The organism is Schaalia cardiffensis F0333 (assembly GCF_005886435.1).
Taxonomy (GTDB): domain Bacteria; phylum Actinomycetota; class Actinomycetes; order Actinomycetales; family Actinomycetaceae; genus Pauljensenia; species Pauljensenia cardiffensis.
In genome coordinates this window covers 1,431,056-1,456,862 of record NZ_CP040505.1, presented here as the reverse complement: position 1 = coordinate 1,456,862, position 25,807 = coordinate 1,431,056, and the positions used below count along the sequence as shown (strand labels likewise).

Sequence of the window (25,807 nt, the reverse complement as noted above, 5' to 3'; positions counted from 1 at the left end):
GTGGCACGCGGCATGCACATCGAACTGTTCCTCGTCGACGGTGAGGTCGGCGGGATCACGACCGCCGACCTCGTGTCCTGGTCGGGTCATGTCCTCTACGGGCCCCGCTCGAAACTCTCCGAGCTCCTCGCCCGAGAAGAATCCCACCGCAACGGCGTCTATCTGCTGCTCGGCGATGACCCGGAGGCAATCGAATCGACGCGCTGCTACATCGGGAAGACCGAGGACTTCTCCAAGCGCTTCCTCGACCACAAGCAGAAGAGGGATTGGTGGGACCGCGCTGTTCTCATCTCCTCCTCCGACGACTCCTTCAACGAGGGGCACTGGGGGTACATCGAGGCCCGCCTCGTCGATATCGCGATGCACGCCGAACGCGCGACCCTCGATGACAACAAACAGACTCCACAACGGCGAAAGCTTTCCGAAGCGCAGAAATCCGATGTTGAAGATTTTATCGACAAGGTGCGGTTGATCCTCCCCGTCCTCGGGGTCAATGCCCTCAAGACCCGTAAGACAGACTTCGTCGACAACTCGCCGATTGACGTCGTTAGTGAAGACTCTCCGATTTTCTACCTCGAGGTCCCGAAACACGGGATCAGTGCTCGTGCGCAGTTCAGTGCCGGTGAATTCATCATGCTTGAAGGCTCGATCGTCGCGGGCGGAGTGATCGGCAAGGCCTACTCGGAGTCGACAAGGCGCGCATACGACGCACTCCGTGTTCGCTTTGACAAGCTTGTTTCAGATGGTTCGATCACAATCGACGGGAAGAACGGGGTGCTCACTCGCGACATCCCCTTCACCTCGCCATCAGGGGCCGCTTCCATGGCCTATGGGCGTTCTCGTAATGGCCGGGTCGCGTGGACTACTTCCAACGGCCTCACCTATGGGGAATGGGAAGAACGCGACGTCACCTCCTCCGACTCATCCGACCCCGCAGCCCCGCCCTCGTCGGTGGGAACGGAAACACGAATCATCGACGGGGAGGAACCCGCATGAGTGCATCGGATACCACTGGCTTCAACCCCTCCATGCGGATCGAACCGATCATCCTCACCGACGAGGCGACGGTCGTCGCCCAATTCGAACCCGGACCCGACACCGACCTGTCGTATCAGTCCGAAGCCGCCCTCGAAAAGGAATTCATCACCCAACTCCACAGGCAGGCCTACGAGTACATCGCCTTCGACTCCGAAGCGGCGATGATCGCCAACCTGCGCACCCAACTCGAAGCCCTCAACCACTACGCCTTCACCGACTCGGAATGGGAGCGCTTCTTCGCCGAGAAGATCTCGGGGCGCAACGACGGCATCATCGAGAAGACGCGGCGCATCCAAGAAGACCACGTCCAAGTCCTCCTGCGCGACACCGGAGAGACGAAGAACATCCGCCTCATCGACAAAGAGCGGATCCACAACAACCGACTCCAGGTGACGAACCAGTACGTCGTCGAATCAGGTGCGCACGACAACCGCTACGACGTCACGATCCTCGTCAACGGGCTTCCCCTCGTCCACGTTGAACTTAAACGGCGCGGCGTCGCCCTGAAAGAGGCCTTCAAACAGATCAACCGCTACCAGCGGGACTCCTTCTGGGCTGGGGCGGGCCTATACGAGTACGTTCAGATCTTCGTCATCTCCAATGGGACGCACACGAAGTACTACTCGAATACGACGCGCGCCGATCACATCACCGAGGATCGACCGGGGCGCCCACAGGCCAAAGCCGCGAACTCCGACTCCTTCGAGTTCACCTCTTGGTGGACTGACGCGCGCAACCAACAGATCATCCGACTGGAGGACTTCGCCCGAACCTTCTTCGCAAAGCACACGATCCTCGCGATCCTCACCCGCTACTGCGTGTTCACGGTGAAGGAAAAACTCCTGGTCATGCGCCCCTACCAGATCGCCGCGACCGAGGCGATCCTCCAAAGGATCCATACTTCGACCATTCAGAAGACGACTGGAAGCCTGGAGGCCGGGGGATACATTTGGCACACAACAGGTTCAGGTAAGACTCTCACCAGCTTCAAGACCGCGAAGCTCGCCGCAGGCCTGCCCGATATCGACAAGGTCCTCTTCGTCGTCGACCGCAAGGATCTCGACCATCAGACGATCAGCGAATACAACCGCTTCGCCGCGGGCACAGTCTCAGCGAACCAATCGACCAAGCAACTCGCCGCGCAGATCGCCGACCCACAGGTCCCCATCATTGTGACGACGATCCAGAAACTCTCGAACTTCGTCTCAGCTCACCGCGGTCATGAAATTTACTCCGGTCACGTCGTCCTCATTTTCGACGAGTGTCACCGCAGCCAGTTCGGCGACATGCATGTCGCCATCACGAAAGCCTTCACGAACTATCACCTCTTCGGTTTTACAGGGACTCCGATCTTCGCTGAGAACGCGGGGAGTGGGAACGTGCATCTGCGCACCACTGAGCAGGCATTCGGCGAGCAATTGCACTCCTATACGATCCTTAATGCCGTCGGCGATAACAACGTTCTGCCCTTCCGCGTCGACTACATCGACACCTTCCACAGGAGCGACGCCATCGCAGACCAACAAGTGCCGGGCATCGACACAGTCGCCGTATACCGGGATCCGCGTAGGATCTCCCAGATCGTGTCCTACATCCTCGAGCACTTCGATCAGAAGACGAAGCGCCACGCCGCATATTCGATGGATGAGAGGCGTCTGAGGGGCTTCAATTCGATCCTTGCGACCGAATCCATTGCCGCAGCCCGCGACTACTATGCAGAGTTTGCCCGCCAGCAGGAGGCCCTGCCTGCCGATAGGCGCTTGAGCATTGGCATCATCTACTCCTATGCGCCCAACGCCGAAGCGCCAGGCGATTCCCTGCGGGAAGAGAGTGTCGACCCGAGTGCTCTATCCGCAGACGATCGAGCCTTCCTCGACAGCGCGATCGACGACTACAACCGGATCTTCGGGACGAACCACGACACCTCGGCACACGGCTTCGAGGGATATTACGAGGCCATCGCGAAATCTCTTGCCACGCGTGAGATCGACCTAGTCATCGTCGTCAACATGTTCCTCACGGGCTTCGATTCCAAGACCCTCAACACTTTGTGGGTCGACAAGAACCTGCGCACCCACGGACTCATCCAGGCATTCTCAAGGACCAACCGGATCCTCAACGCCGTGAAGTCCTACGGCAACATCGTGTGCTTCCGCAACCTCAAGGAGGAGGTAGACGAGGCGATCGCCCTCTTCGGCAACAAGGATGGTGGAGGCTCATTCCTCATTCGCCCCTACTCAGAGTATCTCGGCGAATACATTGCCGCCGTCGAAGAGATTCGTGCCTACCCGCAAGATCAGCTCATCTTCTCCGAGGAAGAACAAAAGGCCTTCATCACGCTCTTCTCCAAGCTGCTGCGCCTGAAGAACATCCTCACTTCCTTCGATGAGTTCGCTGAAGACGATCCGATGGAGCCTCGCGAGTTCGACGACTACAAGGGCATCTACGTCGACCTGTACAACGAACTTCGCCCCACAATCGGCGGGGAAAAAGCGCCGATTAATGACGATCTCGTCTTCGAGATCGAACTGGTGAAACAAGTTCAAGTGAACGTCGACTACATCATCCGCCTCGTTGAAGAGCACAAGGCCCTGCATGGCGATGCGAAAGACAAGGAAATCCTCGCCGAGGTGTCACGCATGGTCAACGCAAGCCCTTCGCTCTACTCCAAACGAGACCTCATCGAAGCATTTCTCAAATCTTTCACACTCGGCGAGGACGGCGGCACCCAATGGGAAGCGATTCTCGAAGCGGCGAAGAGAGCGGAGATTGATGAGATCATCTCCGCCGAGCATCTGCGTGCGGACGCTGCCAAGAACTTTGTGGCTAGGGCTCTTGAACGCGGCTACCTGCCTGCGGATGGAACTGAAATCCTCAAGATTCTCCCGCCGATCTCACGCTTCGCGAAGCCCGGCGAAGGGGAGAGTCGCGCGGAGAAGAAGGCTCGCGTGATCGCTAAGCTTAAGGTTTATCTCGAGAGGTTCCTCGGGGTCTGAAGCCTTCCCCGGAGCCTACGCCCCCTCTTTGTCATGAGAACAATTCGCAACTACTATTGCGACTGGTTATCAGTAGGCTTTGAGTGGAGAAGACGTCCGAGTGTACAGATCAGGTCGAATAGCGGCAGCACTCTTCGCCGCTGCATCCCTCCTTGGAGGATGCTCCACCCCCGCAGCTGAAGCGCTCCCAGCCCGACCACTCGTCGTCACAACAACCCCGATCATCGCCGATATCACCGCTCGCATCGCCGGAGAGGACGCCGAAGTCGTCTCCATCGTTCCTGCGGGCGCCGACCCCCACACCTACGAGCCGCGCCTGTCAACACTTCGCAACGTCACCCGGGCGAACATCGCCATCGAAAACGGACTCCTCCTCGAAGACGCCTCCATCCGCTCCATGCTGGAAGGAAACCTCCCCGCCACCGCGACCCACCTCGTCCTCGGGGAAGAAGCCCTCGCATTCGGCGGCTACCAGATCCCCCTAGTCGAAGATCGCGCCCTCGATACCGTCTGGCTCGGCCTGCGAGTTTCAGAAGTCGCCAAGGCTCCTGGGAATGCGAACGAGGACGAGGCCGCAGGCACTGCCCCCGGGGAAGAGGACAAGGAAAGGGACAAGGCCGAGGCCGCAGGCGCGGCGACGAACACAGAGCACGTCGAATTTCGCGTGAGCTCGGTCGAGGGCCCCGGAAATGTCTCTGCCTTCACGACCGGCACTTTCGGACAACCCTCCATCTGGCTCGACTCCTCTGACGGGATCGGCGGCCCCATCGGAGCGACGAACGCAGGAGGCGCCTCCGTCTCCGATGCGATCGCATTGCCCACCGGAGCGCACACCCACATGTCTTGGGGATTTTCCAAGGCCGGCGACTACACCCTCAGCCTCAACGCCTTCCAGATCGACAACCAGGGAACAGAAACACCGCTCGGATCGACGACGCTTCGTTTCGCGGTCGGCGTCGAACCCGGAGAAGGTGCCCTCACGAGCGGGCACGTAGACCTCAATGCACAACCGGATGGAACACACACAGAGGAAACACACACAGGCGGAACACGCGCCACGCCCTCGGCCATCACTCTCACAGGCGAAGAAGGCGGACGCTCCTACGAAAAAGACCCCGCCTCGACAATCATTGCCGTTCCCCACAGTGCGCAGACCCTCGTCCCCGCTGACCCGCAATGGCGATTCCTTGGGCACGCGGGCGAAGCGACGTGGATTCTCGCGCAAGCCGTCATCGGCAAGCACGTGCACGGAGAAATAGATCCGCACATGTGGCTCGACGTCCACAACGTCCAAGCAGAAATCGAAGTCATCACCCAAGTCCTCATCGACCAAGACCCCGACTCCGCGCAGAACTACCGCAAGCGCGCCGAAGAATACAAGGCAGAACTTGCCGAGCTGGACCAGTGGATGAGCTCCGTCCTCCAGACAATCCCCGAAGGATCGCGGCGCCTCGTCACCGCCCACGACGCTTACGGGTATCTCGCCAGAGGATACGGGCTCGAAGTAACGGGATTCGCCTCAGCGAACCCGAGCCTCGAACCTTCCGCAGGCCAACTCGCAACCCTGTCAGCCACCCTTCGCGACCTGAAAGTGCCCGCCGTGTTCATCGAATCTTCGACCCGCTCGGGCGCAGGCGAACTCCACACAATCGCCGCATCTTTGGGGATCCGAGTCTGCTCCCTGAACTCAGACACTCTTAGTGCACACACCCCCAGCTACATCGAAGCAATGGTCTCCAATACGAAAACCCTGAAAGCCTGCCTCGACCCCCAATCCCTTCCCGCCTGGGACTTCGAACCCGACGTCGGACACTCCCTCAACGACTTGTACACGAACTAAGGACTCCTACACGGACTCTCCGTACACGGACTAAGGAATGGACACAACAATGAAGACACAGCAACTCCTCGCCGGAAGCCTTCTTGCGCTCGGCTGCGCCCTCGCCCTGCCGGGCCTTGCCCTAGCCGATCCGAGCAGCGACTCCGACCCCGCGCTCACACAGAACGTCACAGCTAACGAGGCCAGCGCCGAAAGCGGCGAAAGGGTCGTCATCGAACACGGACACGTCGACATCGGCCCGCGATACACGAACAACACCTGGAGCGTCCTCGCCCGCGACGACTCCGCCCAGGCCCCCGTGTGGCGAAACCTCGACGATGTCGTCTTCGCCCTGCCCGATGCGGCGAAACTCGAGGTGCCCGAGGGCGAGGAATATTCCTTCATCGGCGCTTCACAGGCATGGGTCGTGCCCCAACAGGAGATCGCCGGAGTTCCCTGGCTCGGCTGGAACACTCAGGACCCGGGTGTCGTCGAAAACGTGCCCGCAAGCCTCGACATCGTCTACGAGGGACACGAGGGCCCCGGTCATTTCATCGCCTTCGTTCAGGCCGGCAACTTCAAAGGGCCGCAGATCCTGTGGGACTCTGAGAAGAAGCAGTCCCAGCCGCTCAGCGTGGACGTCAATACGCACACCCACGCGAACTGGGCCTTCACCGAACCGGGCGTGCACCGAGTCACCCTCGCTTTCACTGCGACCTTGAAGGACGGTACTCCTGTCGGCGGGCACGCCACCTTGAACTTCGCAGTCGGTTCCCACACCTCCCCAGCTTCCGTTTTCGAAGCGGTCGACACCGGGAAAACGGGGGCCGAGGCCGGGGCATCCCTCAACGGCTCTGCGGATGGCTCCATCGTCGGAGCCCAGTCCGGTGCTGAAGATGGGGCTTCGAAGGACGGCGAAGCCCAGAAGGAGGGAACAGGCTCCTCTTCTTCGCCGACTCTGTGGATCGTCCTCGGTGCAGGCCTCTTTGCCTCAATGGTCCCACTCATCGCCGCGAGCGTGCATCACAACACGAAACGAGCCCAGGAGGAAGCGCTCCAATGAGTTATGAGCACACGGGCGGGAACACCAAGGGGAGCGCAGCCGGGCGCACGGCCGGGAGCGCCAGTGAGCACACGGGCGGGCACGCCCCGCTCCTCGTCCTCGATGAAGTGAACGTCGAACTCACGGGTCGGCGCATTCTTACGGGAGTGAATCTGAGAGTCGAAGAAGCACAGCTCATCGGCCTCGTCGGCCCGAATGGCGCGGGCAAGACCACCCTCATGCGCGCAATCATGGGACTGATCCCAACTTCAGCGGGGAAACTGGAACGCACGGGCCTGCCCGGTTATGTTCCCCAGCGCCACGACATCGAATGGGGCTACCCGATCAGCGTTGAACAGACCGTCATGACCTCCCTGCAGATGAGGAAGCGCTTGTGGGAACGCACCAGCGCAGCCGACTGGAAAAGGGTGTACGAGGCTCTCGATATGGTCGCCATGAAAGACCTGCGCCGACGCACCCTCGATGAACTATCCGGCGGGCAAAAGCAGCGAGTCCTCATCGCTCGGGCGCTCGCCCGCTCACCGCGCCTCCTCCTCTTGGACGAGCCCTTCACCGGACTCGACCACCCCACTCAGGACGAACTCACCGCGCTTTTGAGGGAACTGACCGAGCGGGGAGTCGCGATCCTCATGTCGACCCACGACCTCTCCCAGGCCATCGACGTATGCGATTCCCTGGTCCTCCTCAAGGGCGGGATCATCGCCCAGGGGTGCCCCGGCGAACTCACAGACCCGCAGCTCTGGATGGATGCCTTCGAGGTCGGGCCCTCTTCGGCGCTGCTGCGAACTGTTGGTGTTGCGGCTCCTTCGATCAACGAGGACGGGGCGCGTGAGGAGGCTCGGGCGAGTGAGGAGGCTCGGGCGAGTGAGGAGGCAAGTGCGCGTGACGAGGCGACTGCCTGTGATGATGGGCGAACGCTCGAAGAGGCACAGGAATCTCGGGAAACGAGGCAGCTTCATGACAAGAGACAAGGCGGCGTGGAAGGACCATACGAACTGGCAACCGGCCCGCTACTGGCACCTGGCTCACCGAACGATCTGAGGGCGAAGAGCGCATGAACCCCATCGACTTCATCACCGACCTGGCGAATCCACAGCTCGCATTCTTATCACGAGCCCTCCTCGTTGCAATCATCTGCGCGATCATCAACGGCGTCGTTGGAACACACGTCGTCTTGCGCGGCATGGGATTCGTTGGTGACGCGCTCGCGCACGCGGTCTTCCCGGGCATCGCAGTCGCTTTCGCTCTTGGAGCTTCCGTCCTCATCGGCGGAGCACTTGCAGGGCTGATCGTCACCTTGCTCATCACCTTCTTCTCACAGAACCGCAGGATCAACGAAGACTCCGTCATCGGTATCTTCTTCGCCTCGGCCTTCGCCCTCGGCCTCGTCATCATGTCGAGAGTGCCCGGATACACGGGCTCCCTGGAATCCGTGCTCTTCGGGTCCTTGACGGGCGTGCAGAACTCCGATCTCGTGTCGATCGCCTTCGGCTCACTCATCTTGCTCGCGGTTCTTGCTCTCGCACACCGCAAGATTGTCGCCGTGTCACTGGACCGGACCTACGCCCAGGCGATGGGCATGAAAGTCGGGGCCCTCGACCTCGTCCTCTACCTGACCGTCGCCGCAGCAGTCGTCATGAGTGTGCAGATCGTCGGCAACATCCTCGTCGTCGCCTTGCTCCTCACTCCCGCTGCGAGCGCGAGGCTTGTGACGGACAGGCTCTTTGCGATGATGCTCATTTCTCCCGCGATCGGCGTACTCAGTGCCTTTTTCGGGATCTGGATGTCCTGGGCTGCGGATCTGCCTGCGGGAGCGGCGATCGTCCTCGTCCTCATGCTCGTGTTCGTTCTCGTTGCCGGGGTATCGGCCCTGAGGGGAAGGATGAGACTTCTCAAGGCTGCCCGGGCCTGAACTCCGGCAGCTTGTGGTGCCGATTGCGTGATCGGCGTCGATTTCGGGTGATCGGCATCGATTCTCGGGGCCGAAAACAGTGGCCGAAAACAGGGCGCAACAGGTGGAAGCAGCACCGAAAGGCGAAATCGCGCCGAAAGGTGGAAACGTCGCCAACAGTGGAGCCGTGTCGGAAGCTGGAACCGTCACCCACCGTGCACAGTCCACCACCAGCGAAAAACAGCAGCAATAGAGGAAAGGGCCCGGCCCCTCACACTCGTGAGAAGCCAGGCCCCCGCACTCGGCGCTCGCGAAGCGGCCTCGCGGCTCAGTCCTCAGCGGCGCTCGGGTGCGTCATGTCAGCCGGCACAACCCAGGCATCGAACTCCTCAGGAGTGACGAAGCCCAGCTCGAGAGCGGACTCGCGCAGAGACAAGCCCTTGTGGTGCGCGTTCTTCGCGATCTTCGAGGCCTTGTCGTAGCCGATGTGACGGTTCAGGGCCGTGACCTGCATGAGGTTCGTCTCGAGGTTCGCCTGGATGCGCTCCATATTCGGCTCGATACCGTAAGCGCAGTTCGTGTCGAAGGAGACGCAGGCGTCGCCGAGCAAGCGGATCGACTCGAGAACATTCCACGCCATCACGGGCTTGAACACGTTGAGCTGGAAATTGCCCTGCGAGCCGGCGAAGCCGACGGTCGCGTCATTGCCGAACACCTGGACGGCGACCATGGTCATGGCCTCGCACTGGGTCGGGTTCACCTTGCCCGGCATGATGGACGAGCCCGGCTCGTTCTCGGGGATGAGGAGTTCACCGATGCCGTTGCGCGGGCCCGAAGCGTACCAGCGGACATCGTTCGCGATCTTCATGAGCGCGTCGGCGAGGACCCGGAGCGCACCGGAGACGAGGACGAGGGCGTCGTGCGCGCCGAGCGCGGCGAAGAGGTTATCGGCCTGGGTGAACTCGAGGCCGGTCTCCTCGGAAATCTTCTTGGCGGTGAGTTCACCGAACTTCGGGTGAGCGTTCAAACCAGTGCCGACCGCAGTGCCACCGATGGCGAGTTCGCGGGCGCGAGAGTCCGCGTAACGGATGCCGTCGAGGGCGAAGTCGATCTGAGCGACCCAGCCGGAGAAGACCTGGCCGAGGCGGATCGGGGTCGCGTCCTGGAGGTGCGTGCGGCCCACCATGACGATGTCGTCGTACTCCTTGGCCTTCTTATCCAGGGTGTCGCGCAGCTGCATGACACGCGGGTACATGTCCTGGAGTTCGGACACGACCGCGATGTGCATGGCAGTCGGGAAAGTGTCGTTCGAGGACTGGCCGCGGTTCACATGGTCGTTCGGGTGCACGGGGGTCTTCGTGCCCATTTCGCCGCCCGCGAGTTCGATCGCGCGGTTGGAGATGACCTCATTGGAGTTCATATTCGACTGAGTACCAGAACCGGTCTGGAAGACGACGAGCGGGAAATGATCGTCGAGCTTACCGGCGATGACCTCGTCGCCCGCCTGCACGATGAGCTCCGCGATGTCCTGGGGAAGCTCGCCGAGTTCAGCGTTCGCGAGGGCGGCGGACTTCTTGAGGACGCCGAGGGCGCGGACCATTGGACGGCCCCAGACGAAGGTGTTGCGGCCGATGTCGAAGTTGTGGAGGGAGCGCTCGGTCTGAGCTCCCCAGTAGCGGTCGGCGGCGACCTCGACGGCGCCCATCGAGTCGGTTTCAGTACGCGAAGCTGTCATAGCTTTCTCCATTCATGTCGATGTGGTTCTAGCGTAGGGGAGCGCAGTCCGATTCGGAGGGCCAAGAGGTCCTGGCAGGTCAATCCTGAGCAGGAAGTTTTCAGCGGGTCTTGACGAGTCCGGGATGTAGCCACGCGATCGTTACGCAGATGGAAACGAGGACGAGGGCGAGGACGAAGGGGACGAGGGGATGCCAACCGTAGAGGGCGGTTGCTGAGACGGGCGCGAAGATCCAGGTGATCGCGCCAGTCGCATTGATGATCCCAGCGACCCCGCCTTGTTCCTCGTCTGTGACTGAGAGGGATGCTCCGGCGGAAAAACCTGGGCTCGCCAGGCCGCTCGATACTCCGATGAAAAAGGTCGACAAGGCGATCAGCCAGGGGCTCCACGCGAAGGAGAGGACCGCGAGGGAACTCAGGCCGAGGGTCATGCCGATCCGCAGGAGTTTTCGGGGCGGCCAGGATAAGCGGGGCACGAGGAGCAGTTGCATGAGCATTGCGCCGGTGGCGTTTGCGAGCAGCATGAGGGCGGTGATCGAGATCGCGGTCTTCGGATCCACGCCTAGACGGTCCTGCACGAGGAAGCCCATTGTGATATGGACGACTCCTGCGGCGAAGAAGATGCCGAAGGCTGCGCCGATCCAGGGGAGGACCCTTCGATCGGACCAGGAGACTCTCGGTGGGAGGGTAGTCTTCTCGTCCTTGAGATTCGCGGGCCCGTCCTTGGGGAGGAACACGAAGGCGATGACGAGGGCGATCGCAATGAACCAGGGGGTCGCGTGCACGGGGGCGAAGATCCACCAGGCGCCGAGCCCGGAGGAGATGAGAGAGCCGATCATGATCGACAGATTGATCGCTCCCGAGAAGGCGGAGACGCCTTTGACGCGCGAACCCTCGTCCGGGGTGGATTGAGCGATGAGAGCCTGGCCGGTCGGGGGGATCGCAGCGACCGCAGAGCCGAAGAAGGGGCCGCGTGCGAGCATGATCGCTCCCGCGGCAATGGAGGTGGCGAGCAGTCCCGCCGAGCGCAGCGCCACCGCCGCTGAGAAGAGTGCTCCCGCGATGAATGCGAGGAGCAGCGCCAGGAGGAGTACCTTGCGTCGCCCCCACGCGATTGACCTGCGTCCCCAGAATTGCGAGAGGGAGGCTACTGAGACCGCCGCGAGGGACACGGCTGCGCCGACGATCCACTCGGGCAGGGCGAGTGCGCGAGAGAGTGGGGCGATTGAAGCGTTGATCATGTTCTGTGCCGTGTAGGTGAATAAGGCGATCGCGAGTAGTGCCTTCAAGGTTGGCCCGGCGAGGGCAGAGGCGCCCGCCCGGGTGGTGGACTTAGCTCGGGTGGAGTCCCTATCTCGGGTGGCGGACTCTGCTTGGGTGACGGACCCTGGCGGGATGGCGGATTCTGGCGGGATAGCGGGGGGATTGCGGCGAGGAGCCGAATCCTCGGGCTTCGAGGCCGGATTGACGTCATGGGATGCTTGAGGCACCTCAAAATCCTACGCTCGACGCCCACATCCCTACGCCTTCGAGCACAGCGCCCCATCCTTTCGCTTGTCCGAGTGGAATACTTCAAGGAAGGAGAGACGAGCATGGATCCACGAGAACTGCACGATTTTGCGCTCGAGGTCGCCCTCGAGTTGCCACATTCGCGCCTCACCTTCCCCTTCGGAGAAGAACGGGAGGTCTTCAAAGTTGGAGAGCGGATGTTTCTTCTCCTCACGGACACGAATGGCCCGCAGATGGTGACGATGAAGGTCGATCCTCAAGAAGGCCGCGCCCTCGTCGAGGCTTATGACGACGTGATCCCTGGTTATCACCTCAACAAGAGACACTGGGTGACGGTGTTCTCGCCGGTAGAGGAGCCGGAAGCGTCGAGCGTACCGGAGACCTCAAGCGCGCCGGAGGATTCAAACCCACCGGAGTCACCGAAAGCACTGGAGGCCTCGAGCCTGCCGGAGACATCGGGCGCCCCGGATGCCTCAGACACTCCGAATGCCCCACAGACCCCGGATGCCCCGCACAGTCCGGCCCGTTCCTCTCGGCGCATCAGTGCCGAGGAGCTGAGGGAACTCATCATCTCCTCATACCTCCTGGTCATCGCGAAGATGCCGAAGAAGGATCGGCCCATCGACCCCTACGCTTACGGCGAGATCCACGACCATAAACGGGCTCAGCCCCAGAAACGGGCTCAGCCCCAGAAACAGGATCAGCGCCTCACATAAGTCCGCACTCTCCAACGCGCGTCCCCGGACTTCGCCTGCCAGTCCTCATCAGAGCGCTTTGGATCCACCCCCCACACCTCCTCGTCAATGAGAGGGGCCTTGACGAGGGGCGCTCCCGGGTGGGCGGCAGCAGCGTCGAAGTCGAGTTCAGTCACGACGAGCTCGTCCACCAGATCCATCGTCTGCTCGTAGACGTCGCCACCGCCGGTGATCCACACATGATGAGCGCCCTCAGCCTCGGCAATCCTCTTCGCCAGCTCGAGCGCATCCCCAAGGGAATGGGCCACCAAGGCGCCGGGCGCTTCGAAGTCGGGCGAACGCGTGATTACGATATTCGTCCGCCCGGGCAAGGCCCCTCCGAGAGCCATCCAGGAGCGGCGCCCCATGATAATCGGACAGCCCAGAGTCGACTTCTTAAAATGCGCGAAATCCGCGGGAACACGCCACAGCATGTCTGTTCCCGAACCGAGGACACCCTTGACGTCCTGGGCCCAAATCGAGGCGAGAATCGTCATACCGCCACCGGAGCCTTGATCGCAGGATGGTGCTCATAGCCCTCGACGAGGACATCATCGAAGTCGTAGGAGAACATCGAGGAGGCCTTCTTCAGGCTCAAACTCGGGAAAGGGAACGGTTCACGGGAAAGCTGCTCAGTCACCTGCTCGACGTGGTTCGAATACACGTGGCAGTCTCCGCCCGTCCAGATGAAATCGCCGACCTCGAGGCCCGCCTGCTGGGCGAACATATGCGTGAGCAAGGAATATGAGGCGATATTGAAAGGCACTCCGAGGAACATATCGGCACTGCGCTGATACAGCTGCAAGGAAAGCCGCCCCTCGGCGACGTAGAGCTGGAAGAACGCGTGGCAGGGCTCCAGAGCCATCTTGTCGAGTTCACCGACATTCCAAGCGGACACGAGCATTCGACGCGAATCCGGATCTGTTTTCAAGGTGTCGAGGACCTGTGAGATCTGGTCGATCCTGTGGCCATCGGCGCTGCGCCACTTCCTCCACTGGGAGCCGTACACGGGGCCGAGGTCGCCATTCTCATCTGCCCATTCGTTCCAAATCCGAATCCCGTTTTCTTGAAGCCACGTGACATTCGAGTCGCCATTGAGGAACCAGAGGAGCTCTCCGACGATCGACTTCAGGTGCACGCGCTTCGTCGTGATCAGGGGGAAACCCCTCGACAGGTCGTAGCGGAGCTGGGCGCCGAAAAGGGAGCGCGTGCCGGTGCCTGTGCGGTCGCCCTTAAGCACGCCCTCTTTCATGATCCGCGCAAGAAGGTCCTCGTATTGACGATCGATCATGGCTAATGTCTCCTTCCCGTGCGGATGACGCGCACGTCAGCATCTCACGCCCAGGTCGAAGGGGGAAAGCCTCATTCCCATGCGGATGGCGCGCACTCTTCACTTTTCTAATGATCCGCGTTCACCCGGCCTGGCTGCTAATCGGTCCACCTGCGCTCGCCCTCGTCGCCAATCGGGAGCTCGAGATGCGCGTACGCGTAAGAGGCGGGCTCATCACCGAGGACCTCGACATCAATGACCTGCGGACTACCGAAAGCCTCAGGAGCGGGGCCGAGGGCGAGGCCCAGTCCTTCGATCGTTGTTTTCGCGAGGGAAGCGCCGATGCCCCAGCCGACGACTGCGCCGATCCCGAAGGGGAGCATACGGCCCAGGGTCGACATCGTCGCGGACTTCACCGTGCGGCGCTTCAACCAGCGCAGCATGAGGTTGTTGAACTCTGTGGCCGAGACGCTTCTCACATTGAGGAAGGAGGAGCGGAACCACGAGAGGGTCTGAATACCGACCTGCATGGAGATCATCTCCGCGCCCTCTTGCCCCGTGAGGGCCGCGAGGACCAGCGCAGTGCGCTTGGCGGGGTCGCGCATATCCAGGCCGTAGATGTGGGCGACGAGCATGCAGTGATGTGCGGCCTCAGAAACGAAGGCGAGGAGTTGGACTCCCGAGCTTCCCATGCTCACTGCGGTTCCCGCTCCCGGGACGGCTGCGAGTGCTCCGACAGCGGCCGATTCGCGGGACAGGCGCTTCAAGAAGCGCCTGTTCGCGATGTTCACGAGCTGTGCGGGCGTCGCATCAGGATTGACATCGCGCAGTTTCTGCGCCGATTTCACGCTCACTGCGTAGGGAACGTTCAACGCCTGGGACCAGGTCTTCACCACGCGGGAGCGGGCACTCACTTCAGTCCTGGCCTACGGGCTCGTCGGTGAAGGTCTTCGTGTAGGACACCGGATTCGTCAGAGTATGCGCGATCGTGCAGTTCCTCTCGATCGCGCCTTCCGCGCGGCGCAGGAGTTTCGCGCGTTCCTCCTCGTCAACCTTTGACAGGTCTTGGATGAGTTCGATCGCGAAGGAAGCGAAGCGGTCCTCATCGGAAAGATACTCCCCCGAGATCCCAACGACCTGCTCAAAGTCTTCGCCGAGCCGGTCGGCCAAGCGCTTATCGGAGGACATGGCATTGCAGCCTGCGAGCGCGATCTTCAACAGATCACCGGGGGAGAAACGCCCAGGTCCATCTCCGACGAGGACTTGTGCGCCACGAGAGTTCGTTGCGACGTACTGGCGGACGCCCTGGCGTTCAAGATAGAGGGCCGGGGCCGGGGTTGGATGTGCACTCGTATCGCTCATGGGTCCATTCTCGCGGAATCTGGGCTGAGCCGCGCGAGCTAAAAGAGGGGGAAAGAATTGGGCAGATCAAAGGGGAAAAGAAAGAGGGATCGTACCCTTGGGGGCAGGCTCGGGCCGGGGCGCAGGGAAGGAAGAAGCAAGCTGCCCAGGCATAATCCCCGCCCGGCCTTAGCTCAAACCCAGCCCGGCCTTGGCTCAAACCCGGATCGGCCTGGGCAATGGCGTTTAAGCCCGCTTTTCGAGATATTCAGCGGCCAGGTGCTGCTCTTCCTTGAGAATGCGGCCAGCCCGGGCGATCCCCTCCTGTTCGAGTTTGGAGCCGAAGAAGGGAACCGAGATCACAAGATCACCTGTAGCCACCCGAGTCGCTAAGGCACCACCGCTGAAAGTCGAAGAGATTGAGACTTTCAGCGGAGCCCCCGTGGCTGTGAGCCTCGAGGAGGCGGTGCGAGCCTCGCCCTCGCCACTCCACGTCTCGGTGAACTTGAGGCGAGCATCCTGGGCGATGAAGGCTTTAGTCGCCCCGGGAAGAAGGTCCGTGTTAAGCGGTCCGGATGCGCGGATGCTCCGCCCCTCGACCACGACTTCGAGCCCGGTGGTGAAGCGCTGGAATCGGGAGCGCAAGAACTCAGGGTCGAGGCTCATCGCTTCGAGATCGTCGAGGGACATCGGGTAGCTGAGGGTCTCGCTGAACTTCATGAAACTCCGATCATGGTGGGACGGGAAAGGATGAGAGGGGGAAGGGGGGTGGAGGGGATCGCCTCCAGGGCGCACTAGAGTGGATCCTATGAGAAGCCTGACGGATTTGGCAGAGGAGGCGTCGAACAACGCCCTGTCGGAGAAAGACATTGAGTGGCTCCACCTGCTGCTTGCGGACTGGCAGGTTCTCGCCGACCTTTCCGCCGCGGACCTGGTCTTGTGGCTCCCGACCGATGATGAACGCTTCATCGCGGCCGCTCATTGCCGCCCAGCGACCTCGACGACGGTTCACGTTGACGACATCATCGGATTGCATTTGCCTGTTGCCCGCGAGGTTGAAGTACGCCGCTGCATCGCCACTGGTCAGGTGGTGAAGTCTCCGAGCGCCTACTGGGCGGGGACCTATTCGATGCAGGAGACCTGCGTCCCCGTCCTGCACGACGGGCGCATCATCGCGGTCGTCACTCGCGAATCGAATCTTTCCTCGCCCAGGCTCTCCCTCGGATTCGAGTCGTGGACAATGAATGCAGCGGACATGCTCTGCCAGATGATCGCCCGAGGCGAATACCCATATGATTCGACGCCCTCCGTCACCGCCCACGGCGTTCCGCGCGTCCTCGACGGAGTCATCGTCATCGACGAGAACGGGCGTGTCGAGCATATGACACCTAACGCAACCTCGTGCCTGCGTCGTCTTGGAATCCGCTCGAATGTCACGGGGAAGATCCTCGCGCAAGAGGTGACGAATGTCGTTGGTGACGAGACGATGATCGAGGAGTCCATGCCGGTCGTCGTCATGGGGCGCGCCTCTTGGCGCACGGAAATCACCGCGCACTCTTCCACAATCACAATACGTGCGCTTCCCCTCGTTGAGGGGCGCAAGCGGCTGGGTGCAGTCATTTTGACGCGAGATGTTTCCGAGGTCCGCCGCCGCGAGCAAGAACTCATGACGAAGGACGCGACGATCCGCGAGATCCACCATCGTGTGAAGAACAATCTCCAAACAGTGTCAGCCCTGCTGCGCCTCCAAGCGCGCCGCTCTGATCAGCAGGGAGTGAAGGACGCGCTGTCCGAGGCTGAGCGTCGCGTCCAGGCGATCGCGACTGTGCACGCGGCCCTATCGCAGAATGTTGATGAGACCGTTGACTTCGACGAGGTCGCGCGTTCCGTTGTGAGAATGTCCGGTGCGGTGGCCTCAACAGATCATTCGGTCGAGGTCGTGACTGTCGGCAGTTTCGGAACGATCCCCGCTGATCAGGCACAAGCCCTGGCGACGGTACTCAATGAGCTCGTCGCGAACTCTGTTGAGCATGGGCTCGCCGATCGTGATGGACGCATCGAGGTCGGAGTGACGCGCGAGGGCGACTCCATGGTCATTACCGTGGCGGATGATGGTCTCGGCTTCGAGCCGGGAACCCCGATGACGGGACTAGGCACGCAGATCGTGCATCAAATGGTTCGTGGAGAGCTCAATGGTTCGATCGAGTGGAGTAGACGCGACGAGGGCGGAACACTGGTCACTGTGAAGATGCGAGTCGAACAGGACTGAAACTCCGAGCTGGACTGGAGTTCGTGGCTGGCCTGGAAACGTCGTGAGGCCTGGAGTTCCCGAGTCATGAGAGCTGGAGTTTTCGGTGGGGACTGGAGCTCTGAGCGAGAGCCTTGTGGGGCCATGAGGACAAAGCGATGCGGGGCCGAGCAGATGCTCGGCCCCGCGGTGGCATTGATGCTGAACTCGAGGTTCGCTGCCGCAGTCAGCTGCCTGTACTCAGGAGGCGCGGCGGGCGCGGGCGGCGCGGCGCTTGAGGGAACGTCGCTCCTCTTCACTCATGCCGCCCCAGACACCGGAGTCCTGATTGTTGTCGATCGCCCACTGGAGGCAGGTCGCCTCCACCGGGCAGCTGTGGCACACAGTCTTGGCCTGAGCAGCCTGGGCGATTGCCGGACCGGTATTGCCGATAGGGAAGAAAAGCTCGGGATCCACACTGAGACAGGCGGCCTTGCTACGCCAATCCATCGTTGACACTCCTTTGAACTATGCCGAAGAACAAACTCACTCGCCCGTAGCGCTGAAGTAACGCCCGGACACCCGTCAGATAGTCTTGGGTACAAAAGGATGTCAGACAAGAGGTCTACGGCATAAAGGTCCTATTAACCCCTGTGGAAGTGGTCACGTCCCTCCTGGTGGGGGAGGACTCTGATCCGAGTCCATCGTCCCTGGAATCGGGCAACACCTGCATTTTCGCTGGAAAATCGGCCCGAATACGGCAGGGGAAGAGGGTGCGCTCCGCGAGAGAGTGAACGCAGACGCTCGGTGCTTGGGCACAAGAGCACCCAGTTCACTTCAGCTCCAGGAGGGGGCTTCGTCCATGATTCGGCCCCGTGACTCACGATTTTCGGTGGATTTCTCCCGAGTTTTCTCGCTATTTCGATAAGCGCATGTTCAAGATTTCCTCCATCGCCCTCGATGACCCACGGGGAATCGAAGAAAGACGAGGCCGATTGACAGGGCTCATCTGCTCTGAAGAGCAGGTCTTCTAAGGGGAGCCACTTCGGGCCGCACAGGATCTCGCACACAGGAAAAGAGCGGGCATTGGCTCTGCTCGCATGGGGTGGCGCTCCCTCCTCTCTTTGACGCGCTCCCGTGTGGCTTTGCCGCGCTCCATTGAACTCGGGAGTCGCCCTGAGTTCGCGAGCTTCGATGATCCCTTGCGCTGCGCTGAACTCGCAGGCCGCTTCCTCCCAGGTACGCACCAGAGGCACCAATGCCGGGCGCGAGGAGAAGCCAGGTCGGGCATCCCTTGGAGAAGAATCTCCTGTCGCTCTGTGCGCCACCGGGGAACAGAGCGTTTTCACGCTCGACGGCTTGACCAGCGCAAGAATCCGCAGCACATCCCCCTCCTTCCACACCCAGCGCTCATCGCCCAGAGCCTGCCTCGAAGGCATGTGCCGCATCTGCGGCGCATGAGGATCGGGCCGTTCAAAACGCATCGAACAGCGAGCGAGGACCGGGTCATTCATCCGCGCTCCCGGAGCTGCGCACACAAGAACACCTGAGGCCGCTGCACAAGCATCAAGGCCCTCCGACCAGAGCCGTTCTGCGACGAGAGGCCCGAAAGCGCTCTCCATTGCTCGACGAGAACGCTCCACGTCCGCAATGACGAGGACGCACGCGGACTTCACTTCAGTGAAGAGCAGCGTAAGGTCGGCGCCCTCATCTGAGGGAATCCACGTCGCGGCGCCAAAATCACGGCGAAGACGCGCAAGATGCTCAGTGAGCGTCTCTCCAGCCTGGGGCTTCGACGAGCCTCTCTGGCCGAGCTGTGGAATCGGAGCGCACACGTGAAGGGGGAGATTCTGCGCTGCAGCAATGCGAGCGCCCAGCGCGATCGCCTCTCGTGAAGCAAGCTCTTCTTCACTTCGGGGCGTAATGAGGCCTACCCAGCCTCCATCCCATTGGAGGAGCCGGTGCTCGCCCTCGTCGATCCCATCCACGAGGCCAAGGCCAAGGACCGTCCCCGGCGCGGGCAATCGATAAGAGCCCGAGGAACTGGTGCGGGCGCGGCCTTCGGCGATGAGGAGCTCACGGCTCCCCGGCGCCAGGGGAGGCAGGGGAACCCAGGGGAGAGGCTCAGGACGCTCCCACGTGCCTCCTTTGGCGACTCCCTCACAGGCCCCGGAGGCTTCTTCGCCTCCCTTAAGGGGTACGCCCCCGGTGAATACCGGCTCCTCTCCGGTGCTCATGGCGAATTGAACGATCCCCCGATCGGCGATGATCGCCCGGCCTGGGATGCGCTCAAGCTCGGCACTAGCCCCGGAGGCGATGACATCCATCGAATCTGCGGGGCTCAGGCACCGCAAAGCGATCCGCAACTCGAGATTCGCACGCATGTCCGAACTCACCGCTCCCGCCGGACGCTGGGTTGCAGCGATCACATGGAACCCGAGCGAACGCCCCTGCGCGGCAAGGCGCACCAGGGCTCGGCTTCCATCCTCGTGCGAATCAATCAAGGCGCGGAACTCGTCGATCACAATGACGATCCGAGGACCGATCGTCTCGACGCGCCCCTGCTCATAGGCTCTCGCCCACGCGGCGTAATCCGGTAGGCCGAGTTCAGCGAGTTCACCTTCACGCCTGCGCAAAAGAGCGGACAGTGCGCGCAGGGCCCTCGCGCTCAAAGAAGCATCCAGATCCGTGAGCACTCGATCCACATGAGCAAGGCCTGCGAGAGGAGAAAACGCTGAGCCTCCCTTGTAGTCGAAGAGGATGAAACGCACTTCCTGCGGGGAATGACGCGCGCAGATTCCACGAATCCAGGTCAAAAGCGCTTCGGATTTGCCCGAGCCGGTAGTTCCCGCGACCAGGGCATGGGGTCCATCGGCAACCAAGTCCAAGACGAGGGGACCGTGGGCGTTGACGCCAAGGGGAGCTGTCAAGGAATGGAAGGGCTCGGACGCTTCCACATCGTGAAGAAGCTCAGCGAGTCCCAACGAAGGAGGCAAAAGGGACTCTGGATCATTCGCACCAAATTGTTCCCACCACAGGGGCGAGAGGGGCTTGCCGCTCGCGGACACGATCTGTTCGCACCACTCCGGGAGTTCACGAATGCTTGGAGCGGCGACGATCCTCCAAAGGGGAAGCCCCGTATGCCCTTTCGGGAGGTGGGGCGTAGGGCGTCCCGCTTCGAGGATCTCGACAATGACATTGTCGCTGCCGAACACTTTGCGGGCACCATCAGCGAGGACGAGGCACCCGCCTCCGATTCGCCGGAGGAGTCCCGCGGCCAAACGGGAAGCATCCTCGAGTGAGCCTTCCCCAATGACTCCGATGCTGCGCGGTGAAGCAGGGGTACCGCAATCGAGGCTCGCGCTCGGCACAATCCCCAAGGGGCGAGACGCCCCAGGAAGAGGGATCATGATGGGTTCGTCAAAGGCACGCCCACCAGAAGATCCAAAAGGAGCACTACCTGCGTGGCCGGGAACACCACTGGGCAGGCGCGGCGAATAGGAGGCCGCCATTTGGGCGAGGTGAAGAGCCGTTCCAGCCTCGTCGGGCGGTGCGAGGGCCCTTCTTCGTCTTCTCCACGACAAGAAGAAGAAAACGAGGCCGATCAAGAGGCAGACGAGAATCGCATTCGTGAAGAGCGCAACGAGTCGAGACGATGAGCCGGAGAAAGCGAGGAAACGTGCGCCCAACACCACGAGAGAGAGGAAGGGGAGGATCATCAGCCAGCGCCTTCCTCGAGTTTGACGCTTCTCCTTCGCCAAACGAGGGGGCCGGTGGCGAAGCTCGAAAACATCCGCTCCGCAGCGCAGGCGTTCGCCTCGACGCATTCGCTGGGGGCGAGTGGAGTGAAGAAAACGAGCTACGCCCCTGTGGATGACAGAGGTACCATTCATCGAGCCCAGGTCGCACACCTCGACGCGAGAAGGCCGCCCCGGGGTCACACTGATCGAGGCGTGCTCGCGAGACAAGGACGGGTCATGAAGGGACAGGGTTTGTGAGCGTCCGAGGACGGCGGGCAGCGGAATGAGGATCCCCGTATCGGGGCCGTCGATGCAGGCCAGGTGATATTCGCAGCGCAGGGCTGCACGAGCACCGGCATGCGCAGGGCATGTCGCTTCTGCTGCTCTTTCCACTTCGCCTCCTCCACGTTTTCCTCGCTGTGAAGAATCGCCTGGAAGAAGGATGAAGCGCATCCGTCCTCGGCTCGGAGTGTGCAAGGAGCGTGGAGGGAGGGGGCTGTGGATAACGGAGAGGAGCGCTCGTGGGGGAGCGGAATGCCCCGAGGAAGAGGAGCATCCCCGAAGCGGGGAGGGGCGGATCTGGAGGACGAGGAGGAGCTTGGAGGTGGCGGAGCGTCCCCGACGCGGAGAGGGGCAGGTCCCGGGCCGCAGATGCCGTGGGCGGATGCGAGAATGACGCCATGAGCGAAACGGAATCCCAAGACCTCGCACACACCCCTCACTGGCAGGCCGTGCGTGAGCGCCACGATGCCCTCGTACAAGTCATTGAGCAGGCGCGTCACGCCTACTACGACTCCGATTCGCCCCAGATGGATGATGCGGACTACGACCGCCTCTTCCGTGAACTCGAAGACATCGAACGCGAACACCCGGAACTCGCTGGAGCCGACTCGCCGACGGAATCAGTGGGAGGTTCGGCGCGCTCCGATTTCGCCGCCGTGCGTCACCTCGCGCAAATGACCTCGATCAACGACGTTTTCTCCTTTGAGGAACTCGCCGAATGGGAAGAGCGCGTCGCCAAGGAGCTGGGGATCGACGAACCCGAAATGACGACCGAGGTCAAAATCGACGGCCTGGCGATCAACCTCCTCTACGTCGATGGGCGCCTCGAGCGCGCGGCGACTCGCGGCGATGGCTACACGGGCGAGGACGTATCGGCGAATGTCGCGACGATCCAGACGATTCCCCAAACCTTGAATGGAGGCCCCTTTCCTCATCGAGTGGAGATCCGCGGCGAGGTCTACATTCCACTCAAGGACTTCGAGGCTTTCAACGAGGCCCTTGAAGCCCAGGGGAAAGCACGGCTCGCGAATCCTCGCAATGCCGCCGCAGGATCACTTCGTCAAAAGGACCCGGCGATGACCGCCGAGCGCCCTCTCGCGATGCTTGCGCACGGAGTTGGCTTCCTCGAGCGGGGAGATTCCGGCTTCGAAGCGCCCGACACTCAATTCGACTGGTATCGCAGGCTCGAATCCTGGGGATTGCCCGTCCCCGTTCACACGCGTCTACTCAAAGGGCGCGGCGCCATTGTTGAGCGCATCCGCGAACTTGGCGATGCGCGAGACTCCCTGGACTACAAGATCGACGGCGTCGTCGTGAAGATCAACGATCTTGCCCTGCAGCGCAGCCTGGGGATGACCTCGCGCGCCCCGCGTTGGGCGGCGGCCTACAAGTTCCCGCCCGAGGAAGTCCACACGCGCCTCCTCGATATTCGTGTACAGGTGGGGCGAACCGGCCGCGTCACCCCCTATGGCGTGATGGAAACCGTCCTCGTTGACGGCTCCAGGGTCTCTCGAGCGACCCTGCACAATGCGCAGGAGGTCGCCAGGAAGGGCGTTCTCCTGGGTGACCTCGTCATCTTGCGTAAGGCCGGCGATATCATCCCGGAGATCCTCGGGCCCGTGCTCGCGGCCCGCACCGGCGAGGAACGCCCTTTCATCATGCCGAGCACCTGTCCCTCATGCGGAGCGCCCCTCGCCGCCGAAAAAGAAGGAGACGTTGATCTTCGATGCCCGAACAAGGAAGCGTGTCCAGCCCAGATCACGGAGCGAGTAGCCCATATCGGAGCCCGTTCGGCCCTCGATATTGAAGGTCTCGGGGACGAGGCCGCGCTCGCCCTCACCCAGCCGGAGGCTTCCCGTGAGGAAGTTGCAGCAGCACTTGTTGACGGCCACGCGATCATCCTCGAGGACGGGACGCGCCTCCTGCTCAAGGAGGTCGACCATCTGGCCCCTGCTGAGCGTCTTGCCGCGGCCGAAGCCCTCCTACCCCCACCCGCCCGCCCAGTTCTCACCCGTGAAGCAGATCTTTTCGATCTGAGTGCGAGAGAGCTGAAGGATGTGTTCGTGTGGCGGCCCGTGAAGGTCGAGGGCGAGGTCACGGGGGAGTGGATGCAGGTCCGCTACTTTTGGACGAAGGCCTATAAGGCTTCCATGAAGAAGGACGAGCCCGCCTTCATTCCGACTCCTTCCCAGCCTTCGAAATCGACCCTCGATATGCTCGCCGAACTGGAAAAGGCCAAATCTCAGTCTCTGGCGCGCCTGCTCGTCGCCTTGTCGATCCGTCACATCGGGCCCACAGCTGCGAAGGCCCTCGCCTCCGCCTTCCACTCAATGGACAGTCTTCGCGCCGCAACGCTCGAGGAGCTGTCGAAAGTCGAGGGCGTGGGCGCCACCATTGGTGAGTCCCTCATCGAATGGTTCGCGGTCGATTGGCACCATGAACTGTTGGAACGCTGGGCAAAGGCGGGAGTTCACATGGAGGATGAGCCCACTGAAGCGGTGTCGAAGGTCCTCGAAGGCCTGACGATTGTCGTTTCGGGCGCCATGCCCGGATACGACCGCGAAGGGGCGAAAGAGGCGATCGTGCTTCGCGGAGGGAAAGCAACGGGCTCCGTTTCGAAGAAGACGAGCCTGGTCGTTGCAGGTCCCGGCGCCGGGTCGAAGGCGACGAAAGCGGAAGCGCTCGGTGTTCCCGTCATTGACGAGACTCGATTCCAGGATCTGCTTGATGGGGGACTAGCGGCCCTCGGCCTCGAATGATGTCCGTATGCTTCGAATGATTCCAATGCGCATGATTCGCGCGCACTGAGCAGCTGAGCGAGGCCGGTGTTCCAAGAAGCTGGGACCTCCTGCTCGGCGCGGATCAGACCATGAACTCGAAGGGGTGCAGCAGGTGCTCGGTGAAGCGGGTGAGCAGGTTGCGCCCTTCCCATTCCTCCACCGTGAGTCGGCGCGAGGTCGACAAGTCGTTCGCGAAGATCTCCTCCATGCGGGTTGCGAGCTCAGAAGAATAGAACTGCATATTGACCTCGTGATTGCCGCGCATTGAGAGCCGATCGATGTTCGCGGTGCCGATCGTGGACCACAATCCGTCAATTGTCATGGTCTTTGAGTGGACCATCGCATGCTGGTACAGCCAGATCTCAATGCCTTCGCGCAGCAGGGCCCCGTAGTAGGGGCGGGCGACCCAGTCGGCCAAAATGTGGTTCGAATACTCGGGGATCAGAACCTTCACACAAACCCCTCGACGCGCCGCGGAAATGAGGGCTTCGAGGATCTCCTTGTCCGGGATGAAATAAGCGGTCGTGATGAGGACCCGATCGGTGGCGCGTCCGATCGCGTCGATGTACATGCCCCGAATCGGGTAGAGGATCCGCTGGGGCATATTGATCGCGGAGGTGACCTCCGCTTCCCAGGTGCGCGCCCCCCGGTCGGGCAGTTGAGGCGCGCGTCGGGGCTTGAAGTGGTTCCAAAAGTCGATGAAACTGTTTTCGAGTTCCCACACCGCATCCCCGGTGACGCGCACATGCGTGTCTCGCCATTCGTCGGCGAAGGGATTGCCGATGTTGTATCCGCCAACGAAACCGACCCTCGAATCGACGACGAGGATCTTGCGATGATCCTGCCCGGTTTTGCGCAGATTCAAAGTGAACAGGCCCGAACGGATCGTCGGGAACTTCTTCACCCACAAGTGGGGAAGGTCAGGGAACACGAAGAAACGAGGATCCTGATTGAGCACCCCGAAACCGTCGTAGACGCAGTAGACCTCGACGCCGCGCTGCGCGGCCGCGATGATCGCATCCTTGAAGCGCTGCCCCCACTCATCTGAACGCCAGATGAAGGTCTCGAAATAGACGTGGTCTTTCGCAGTGGCGATCGCGTCGAGCATATCCGCATAGAGTGAGTGGCCCTCCGTGTAGGTCCTCACCTCGTTCGATGCGATCGCAGTGTCAGTGGGCGCGAGAACGGGGAAACCGTGGCGCCCACCCGGGATGCGCTCCTTGCGCACGCGGTCGATCGTGTGGATCGCCGCGATCGCGGTCGCCTGAGAAAGCGCGAAAGCGAGGCCGACCTTCTTCACAATCCCCCAGGTGCGGGCAGTGAAAAGGTGGGGGCGTCGTAGAGTCATGCATCCAAGGATACGAGGAGCTGGGCGTCCTCGTC

The 25,807-nt window shown here is 61.7% G+C and carries 19 protein-coding genes; 9 read left to right on the top strand and 10 right to left on the bottom strand.

The features are described from left to right. The 6 genes from FFA61_RS06075 to FFA61_RS06050 all read left to right on the top strand — a co-directional run bounded on the left by FFA61_RS06075 (nucleotide 1) and on the right by FFA61_RS06050 (nucleotide 8,828). Complete coding sequence (locus tag FFA61_RS06075; RefSeq protein WP_242600904.1) at nucleotides 1-996, top strand: GIY-YIG nuclease family protein; 996 nt, start codon at nucleotides 1-3, stop codon at nucleotides 994-996. Continuing rightward, nucleotides 993-4,034, top strand: a complete 3,042-nt coding sequence (locus tag FFA61_RS06070) for a type I restriction endonuclease subunit R (protein WP_005964659.1) — start codon at nucleotides 993-995, stop codon at nucleotides 4,032-4,034. Before FFA61_RS06075 ends, FFA61_RS06070 begins: the two co-directional genes overlap by 4 nt. A 100-nt stretch (nucleotides 4,035-4,134) precedes the next feature. Beyond that, the gene (locus FFA61_RS06065; RefSeq protein WP_005964656.1) at nucleotides 4,135-5,874 is read left to right on the top strand and encodes an anchored repeat ABC transporter, substrate-binding protein; all 1,740 of its coding nucleotides are present in this window, start codon (nucleotides 4,135-4,137) and stop codon (nucleotides 5,872-5,874) included. A gap of 49 nt (nucleotides 5,875-5,923) precedes the next feature. Beyond that, the gene (locus tag FFA61_RS06060; RefSeq protein WP_165544473.1) at nucleotides 5,924-6,916 is read left to right on the top strand and encodes a choice-of-anchor M domain-containing protein; all 993 of its coding nucleotides are present in this window, start codon (nucleotides 5,924-5,926) and stop codon (nucleotides 6,914-6,916) included. Then, nucleotides 6,913-7,974, top strand: a complete 1,062-nt coding sequence (locus tag FFA61_RS06055) for an anchored repeat-type ABC transporter ATP-binding subunit (protein ID WP_005964651.1) — start codon at nucleotides 6,913-6,915, stop codon at nucleotides 7,972-7,974. The genes FFA61_RS06060 and FFA61_RS06055 overlap by 4 nt, the downstream gene beginning before the upstream one ends. Continuing rightward, nucleotides 7,971-8,828: an anchored repeat-type ABC transporter permease subunit gene (locus FFA61_RS06050; RefSeq protein ID WP_005964648.1), complete on the top strand. Its 858-nt coding sequence runs from the start codon at nucleotides 7,971-7,973 to the stop codon at nucleotides 8,826-8,828. Before FFA61_RS06055 ends, FFA61_RS06050 begins: the two co-directional genes overlap by 4 nt. Nucleotides 8,829-9,135: 307 nt before the next feature. Here the strand turns inward: FFA61_RS06050 and fumC are convergent, their stop codons facing one another. Beyond that, a complete protein-coding gene (gene fumC / locus FFA61_RS06045; RefSeq protein WP_040314193.1) occupies nucleotides 9,136-10,542 on the bottom strand; it encodes a class II fumarate hydratase in 1,407 nt (468 codons plus the stop codon). Nucleotides 10,543-10,642: 100 nt separating this feature from the next. Beyond that, nucleotides 10,643-11,830: an MFS transporter gene (locus tag FFA61_RS06040; protein ID WP_005964637.1), complete on the bottom strand. Its 1,188-nt coding sequence runs from the start codon at nucleotides 11,828-11,830 to the stop codon at nucleotides 10,643-10,645. Nucleotides 11,831-12,133: 303 nt separating this feature from the next. Here FFA61_RS06040 and FFA61_RS06035 point away from each other — a divergent pair, with 303 nt between their 5' ends. After that, nucleotides 12,134-12,766 carry an MmcQ/YjbR family DNA-binding protein gene (locus tag FFA61_RS06035; RefSeq protein ID WP_051057875.1) on the top strand — a complete coding sequence of 211 codons (633 nt, stop codon included), beginning with the start codon at nucleotides 12,134-12,136 and terminating at the stop codon, nucleotides 12,764-12,766. Here the strand turns inward: FFA61_RS06035 and FFA61_RS06030 are convergent. The 5 genes from FFA61_RS06030 to FFA61_RS06010 all read right to left on the bottom strand — a co-directional run bounded on the left by FFA61_RS06030 (nucleotide 12,751) and on the right by FFA61_RS06010 (nucleotide 16,115). Next, nucleotides 12,751-13,281 carry a dihydrofolate reductase gene (locus FFA61_RS06030; RefSeq protein ID WP_005964629.1) on the bottom strand — a complete coding sequence of 177 codons (531 nt, stop codon included), beginning with the start codon at nucleotides 13,279-13,281 and terminating at the stop codon, nucleotides 12,751-12,753. The genes FFA61_RS06035 and FFA61_RS06030 overlap by 16 nt on opposite strands. Then, nucleotides 13,278-14,075: a thymidylate synthase gene (locus tag FFA61_RS06025; RefSeq protein WP_005964627.1), complete on the bottom strand. Its 798-nt coding sequence runs from the start codon at nucleotides 14,073-14,075 to the stop codon at nucleotides 13,278-13,280. The genes FFA61_RS06030 and FFA61_RS06025 overlap by 4 nt, the downstream gene beginning before the upstream one ends. A 137-nt stretch (nucleotides 14,076-14,212) precedes the next feature. After that, nucleotides 14,213-14,968, bottom strand: coding sequence for a VPDSG-CTERM exosortase interaction domain protein (locus FFA61_RS06020; RefSeq protein WP_131247351.1), 756 nt, complete (start codon nucleotides 14,966-14,968; stop codon nucleotides 14,213-14,215). A gap of 1 nt (nucleotide 14,969) precedes the next feature. Beyond that, entirely contained in the window at nucleotides 14,970-15,416 is a 447-nt protein-coding gene (locus FFA61_RS06015) for an OsmC family protein (RefSeq protein WP_005964621.1), read from the bottom strand. A gap of 225 nt (nucleotides 15,417-15,641) precedes the next feature. After that, entirely contained in the window at nucleotides 15,642-16,115 is a 474-nt protein-coding gene (locus FFA61_RS06010; protein WP_005964619.1) for a DUF2505 domain-containing protein, read from the bottom strand. 88 nt (nucleotides 16,116-16,203) lie between these two features. Between FFA61_RS06010 and FFA61_RS06005 the strand changes: the two genes are divergently transcribed. Beyond that, a complete protein-coding gene (locus FFA61_RS06005) occupies nucleotides 16,204-17,664 on the top strand; it encodes a sensor histidine kinase (protein WP_005964617.1) in 1,461 nt (486 codons plus the stop codon). Between the two features lie 219 nt (nucleotides 17,665-17,883). Here the strand turns inward: FFA61_RS06005 and FFA61_RS06000 are convergent, their stop codons facing one another. Further along, nucleotides 17,884-18,132 carry a WhiB family transcriptional regulator gene (locus tag FFA61_RS06000; RefSeq protein WP_005964615.1) on the bottom strand — a complete coding sequence of 83 codons (249 nt, stop codon included), beginning with the start codon at nucleotides 18,130-18,132 and terminating at the stop codon, nucleotides 17,884-17,886. 134 nt (nucleotides 18,133-18,266) lie between these two features. Further along, on the bottom strand, nucleotides 18,267-21,755 hold the full coding sequence (locus FFA61_RS05995; RefSeq protein ID WP_005964614.1) for an FHA domain-containing protein: 3,489 nt from the start codon (nucleotides 21,753-21,755) through the stop codon (nucleotides 18,267-18,269). Between the two features lie 287 nt (nucleotides 21,756-22,042). Between FFA61_RS05995 and ligA the strand changes: the two genes are divergently transcribed. Beyond that, entirely contained in the window at nucleotides 22,043-24,403 is a 2,361-nt protein-coding gene (ligA, locus tag FFA61_RS05990) for an NAD-dependent DNA ligase LigA (RefSeq protein WP_005964612.1), read from the top strand. A gap of 103 nt (nucleotides 24,404-24,506) precedes the next feature. Here ligA and FFA61_RS05985 read toward each other — a convergent pair whose 3' ends face one another. After that, on the bottom strand, nucleotides 24,507-25,772 hold the full coding sequence (locus FFA61_RS05985; protein ID WP_005964610.1) for a phospholipase D-like domain-containing protein: 1,266 nt from the start codon (nucleotides 25,770-25,772) through the stop codon (nucleotides 24,507-24,509). Nucleotides 25,773-25,807: the final 35 nt, after the last annotated feature.